Here is a 4522-nt window from a genome sequence, read left to right as displayed (position 1 = left end):
GGTTGCGGAAGAGACGCGACGGCCGGAGTAAAACCGAATATGCCTGGCGGCGATAGCGCGGCGGTCCCACCTGACCCCATGCCGAACTCAGCAGTGAAACGCCGTAGCGCCGATGGTAGTGTGGGGTCTCCCCATGTGAGAGTAGGGAACTGCCAGGCTTTAATTTTTTGCGCCAACAGTAAGTTTGGGCAACCATTGCTGATATGGCTCAGTCGGTAGAGCACACCCTTGGTAAGGGTGAGGTCCCCAGTTCGAATCTGGGTATCAGCACCATGATAACGCATAAGAGAATTTGTCTGGCGGCGATAGCGCGGCGGTCCCACCTGACCCCATGCCGAACTCAGCAGTGAAACGCCGTAGCGCCGATGGTAGTGTGGGGTCTCCCCATGTGAGAGTAGGGAACTGCCAGACTTTATTTTGAGACGAAAAGGCCATCCAAAAGGGTGGCCTTTTCGCATTAATAATAAATAACTAACTTATTTTTCCAACTGTTTTCCACTCCTATAGCTGATAAACTACTTATTAAGTAGCTTTATTGAGTATTGAGTATTGAGTAAATGCTTTCTCTTAAAGAATTTAATACCTTTGGGTTATCAGTTTACGCTAAACGTTTAGATATAGCTGAATCTGCCGAGTCTTTATTAACTTTATGGCAGAAAGCCAAAAGTGAAAAACAACCTGCATTATTACTTGGTGGAGGCAGTAATGTCTTATTTACTGCAAATTTTGAAGGAACTGTGATTCTGAATAGGATTATGGGGATTCAACAGCGGGAGACAGATGAATCGTGGCATTTACATGTAGGGGCAGGAGAAAATTGGCATGAATTAGTCTGCCATTCTCTTAAAAATCAAATCTATGGATTAGAGAATCTGGCTTTAATTCCTGGTTGCGTTGGTGCTGCACCAATTCAAAATATTGGTGCATATGGTATTGAATTTAGAGATGTGTGTGAATATGTAGATATTCTTAATCTAGAAACTGGGGAACAAACGCGTCTTAGTGTTGGTGAATGTCAGTTTGGATATCGGGATAGTGTTTTCAAGCATAAATATAAAGTAAATCATTCCATTATCTCCGTAGGATTATTGTTGAAGAAGAATTGGCGGCCGATATTGAGCTATGGTGATTTAGTTAGGCTGTCGAAAGATAATGTAACTCCTCAGAATATCTTTGATTCAGTATGTGCAATGCGTACCAATAAATTGCCTGATCCTTCAATAACAGGAAATGCGGGGAGTTTCTTTAAAAACCCAATTGTCAGTGCGCAAGTTGCGGCAAAAATCAAAGAAAATTACCCTGATAGCCCCCAATATCCTTACATGAATGGGATGTTTAAATTAGCGGCAGGTTGGCTCATTGAACATTGTAATTTAAAAGGTTATCGCATTGGAGGTGCATCTGTGCATCTTAGACAAGCTCTAGTATTGATAAATCAGGAAAATGCTACAGGCAAGGATGTAGTCTCATTGGCTGCCTATATTCGTCAGCAAGTGATAAGTAAGTTTGGTGTGTTACTTGAACCTGAGGTTCGTTTTATTGGTTCTAAAGGCGAAATTGATGCTGTGGAATGTATTTCATGAAAGATATAACCGTGCCATTACAGTTGATTAAGATTTTGTCTGACGGTGACGTTCATTCTGGCCAACAGTTGGGACAAGATTTAGGAATGAGTAGAGCTGGGATTAATAAACATATACAGACAATTCGTGAATGGGGAATTGAACTAGAAACAACGCCTGGCAAGGGCTATAGCCTTGTGGTGCCTATGCAATTACTTGATGAATATACTATTTTTCAATACTTACCTCAGGATCGTATAACTGTTTTGCCAGTTATTGATTCGACTAATCAGTACTTGCTTGAACGTTTATCTGAGTTGAAATCAGGGGATGCTTGTGTTGCAGAGTATCAGTATGCTGGCAGAGGGCGGCGTGGAAGGAAATGGGTTTCGCCCTTTGGAAAAAATCTTTATTTATCTATGTATTGGCGCCTTGAACAAGGACCTGCTGCTGCAATCGGATTGAGTCTGGTTGTTGGCATTGTTATTGCTGAAGTATTACATCGACTTGGAGCTGATAGAATTAGGGTAAAATGGCCAAATGATTTATATCTTGATGATAAGAAATTAGCGGGAATCTTAGTTGAATTAATAGGAAAGACTGGTGATGCTGCTCAGGTTGTGATAGGGGCGGGTATAAATATTTCAATGGATCATAGGGATGAAGAATCTATTAATCAGCAATGGATTAATTTGTTGCAGGCAGGCATTGAAGTTGATCGTAATAAATTGGCTGTAGAAATAATACTTGATCTAAGGAAGGCTTTAATTCAGTTTGAAAATGAAGGTTTGTCTTCATTTGTTTCTCGGTGGTTTGAGTTAGATAATTTTATGGATAGACCGGTGAAATTAATTATTGGTAGTCAGGAAGTGTATGGTATAGCTAGGGGTATTAATCAGCAAGGTGCTTTGTTACTTGATCAGAATGGTGTTATAACCCCATATATAGGTGGGGAGATTTCTTTAAGAGGTTGTTAAAAACGACCGGAAGAGGAATGTCTTCCGGATTCGGGAACTATTTTTACTTACGCAGTCTTACGCTTTCAATAGTGTGATTAGTACCTTTTGTCATGATTAGGCTTGCACGTTCTCGAGTTGGTAAAATATTTTGTCGCAAATTCAGTCCATTGATTTCTTGCCAGATATCTGATGCAGTATTTATGGCTTCTTCTTCTGATAGCTTGGAATAGCTGTGGAAATAAGAGTCTGGATCGGAAAAGGCGCCCTGACGGAATTTTAAGAAACGACTGATATACCAACTTTTGAGTAGTTTTTCTGGTGCATCGACGTAGATAGAAAAGTCGACAAAATCAGAGACAAATACATGGTGTGGATCATGAGGATAATCCATACCGCTTTGTAATACATTCAAACCTTCGAGAATCAAAATGTCTGGTTGTTTAATGAGTTTTTGCTCGTTTGGTACGATATCATAGGTAAGATGAGAGTAAACTGGTGCGGATACTTGTGTAGATCCTGATTTAATATCAGATACAAATTTCACTAAGCTATGCATATCATATGATTGCGGGAACCCTTTCTTTTTCATCAGTCCACGTTCATTCAGTACGTTATTAGAATGTAGAAAACCATCTGTAGTAATTAATTCTACACTTCTGTGTTCAGGCCAACGACTTAGCAGGGCTTGTAATAGACGTGCAGTAGTACTTTTACCAACGGCAACACTACCAGCAATTCCTATGACATAAGGGACTTTTTGTCCATCAGTACCTAGAAATTGTTCGAGCACTGCTTGACGACGTAAATTTGAACTAATATAAAAATTGAGTAAGCGAGATAAAGGAAGGTAAATCTCAACAACTTCTTCTAAAGAAATTTCTTCATTAATTCCTTTTAAATCAATTAATTCTTCTTTTGTTAGTGTCAGTGGAACTGAATCGCGTAAGGTTGCCCATTGTTCACGATTGAATTGCAAATATGGAGTGGCCAAAAAAAGTTCTTTTTTATTCATAAACCAACATCTGCCTGTTTGTGCAGGTTGGACAAGTTGCAATAAACAACCTGTACCCGGCAAAAAATAAATTGCATGATATCGACTGATGAGCGGCAGGCGTAGGCTTTTTTGTATTTTTATCGGTTTTTTTTGCAAGGAATGCAGAAGCGTAAAAAATTGAGTTGCTTTACTTAATGTTAGCTTTAGCTGTTTGTTTATCATGATGGAAATTTAAATGACGTAAAATGAAGTGACCTATCAAGTTTTATCGGGCACTGTGATCAGTTCCTCTATGGTGATAGGTGATTTTATGTTTATTATTTGAGCTAAACATATTGAAAAAAACAGCTAATTGAATGAAAATGAGCGTTTTGTGACCGAATGATCAAGGATGGCAATTTTTTTGTTGCATAGTGCTCTCACACTGCCTAGAATGCGCAGCACTTGATGCCGGCATAGCTCAGTTGGTAGAGCAACTGACTTGTAATCAGTAGGTCCCGAGTTCGATTCTTGGTGCCGGCACCATTAAAAATTTGGAAAAGGTGGGGTTCCCGAGCGGCCAAAGGGAGCAGACTGTAAATCTGCCGTCACAGACTTCGAAGGTTCGAATCCTTCCCCCACCACCAAAGAATCAGATTTAGTCTTGGTATCTTCTTTCCTTTTACAAAGGAAAAGCATATCGAGACCGACGTACAGCTGATTAAAGTCAGGTAGCCGAGTTCAATGCGGGCATCGTATAATGGCTATTACCTCAGCCTTCCAAGCTGATGATGCGGGTTCGATTCCCGCTGCCCGCTCCAAGATGTGCTGATATAGCTCAGTTGGTAGAGCGCACCCTTGGTAAGGGTGAGGTCGGCAGTTCGAATCTGCCTATCAGCACCACTTCCTTAATGTCCTTGTCTCCCGATTTTATTCCTGTAAGCGATATTCAACGAGCAATTGCTTGGTTGATGTGGTGGAACCACCGATTCCGTGTCTTAGAGGGACAATCTAATGTCTAAAGAAAA

3 protein-coding genes, 5 tRNA genes and 2 rRNA genes are annotated in these 4522 nt (G+C 40.4%); 9 read left to right on the top strand and 1 reads right to left on the bottom strand.

Annotation, left to right across the window (positions count from 1 at the left end):
* Positions 1 to 42 precede the first annotated feature (42 nt).
* The 5 genes from rrf (OO184_RS24455) to birA all read left to right on the top strand — a co-directional run bounded on the left by rrf (OO184_RS24455) (position 43) and on the right by birA (position 2539).
* Positions 43 to 158 (top strand): 5S ribosomal RNA (gene rrf / locus OO184_RS24455).
* A 39-nt stretch (positions 159 to 197) separates the two neighbouring features.
* A tRNA-Thr gene (locus OO184_RS24450) sits at positions 198 to 273 on the top strand.
* A 22-nt stretch (positions 274 to 295) separates the two neighbouring features.
* Positions 296 to 411, top strand: a 5S ribosomal RNA gene (gene rrf, locus OO184_RS24445).
* Positions 412 to 557: 146 nt separating this feature from the next.
* Positions 558 to 1583 (top strand): UDP-N-acetylmuramate dehydrogenase, encoded by a 1026-nt coding sequence (murB, locus tag OO184_RS24440; RefSeq protein ID WP_265381393.1) that lies wholly within the window; start codon positions 558 to 560, stop codon positions 1581 to 1583.
* Positions 1580 to 2539 carry a bifunctional biotin--[acetyl-CoA-carboxylase] ligase/biotin operon repressor BirA gene (gene birA / locus OO184_RS24435; protein WP_265381392.1) on the top strand — a complete coding sequence of 320 codons (960 nt, stop codon included), beginning with the start codon at positions 1580 to 1582 and terminating at the stop codon, positions 2537 to 2539. The genes murB and birA overlap by 4 nt, the downstream gene beginning before the upstream one ends.
* A 43-nt stretch (positions 2540 to 2582) precedes the next feature.
* On the opposite strand, the gene coaA is transcribed toward birA, so the two are convergent.
* Positions 2583 to 3533 carry a type I pantothenate kinase gene (gene coaA, locus OO184_RS24430; protein WP_265381394.1) on the bottom strand — a complete coding sequence of 317 codons (951 nt, stop codon included), beginning with the start codon at positions 3531 to 3533 and terminating at the stop codon, positions 2583 to 2585.
* A 431-nt stretch (positions 3534 to 3964) separates the two neighbouring features.
* Here coaA and OO184_RS24425 point away from each other — a divergent pair.
* From OO184_RS24425 to OO184_RS24410, 4 genes are all read left to right on the top strand, one after another.
* Positions 3965 to 4040, top strand: a tRNA-Thr gene (locus OO184_RS24425).
* 16 nt (positions 4041 to 4056) lie between these two features.
* A tRNA-Tyr gene (locus tag OO184_RS24420) sits at positions 4057 to 4141 on the top strand.
* 99 nt (positions 4142 to 4240) lie between these two features.
* Positions 4241 to 4315: transfer RNA gene (locus OO184_RS24415), tRNA-Gly, on the top strand.
* Positions 4316 to 4321: 6 nt separating this feature from the next.
* A tRNA-Thr gene (locus OO184_RS24410) sits at positions 4322 to 4397 on the top strand.
* The last annotated feature ends 125 nt before the right edge of the window (positions 4398 to 4522 follow it).

Source organism: Photorhabdus aballayi (genome assembly GCF_026153155.1).
GTDB lineage: Bacteria > Pseudomonadota > Gammaproteobacteria > Enterobacterales > Enterobacteriaceae > Photorhabdus > Photorhabdus luminescens.
The sequence above is the reverse complement of the archived record's forward strand: the minus strand, read 5'-3'. Positions and strand labels throughout refer to the sequence as shown.

What these genes read in the sequence shown, in the direction of transcription:
- coaA (WP_265381394.1), bottom strand. Translation starts at nt 3,533, where the DNA reads ATGAATAAAAAAGAACTTTTTTTGGCCACTCCATATTTGCAATTCAAT.
- birA (WP_265381392.1), top strand. Translation starts at nt 1,580, where the DNA reads ATGAAAGATATAACCGTGCCATTACAGTTGATTAAGATTTTGTCTGAC.
- murB (WP_265381393.1), top strand. Translation starts at nt 558, where the DNA reads ATGCTTTCTCTTAAAGAATTTAATACCTTTGGGTTATCAGTTTACGCT.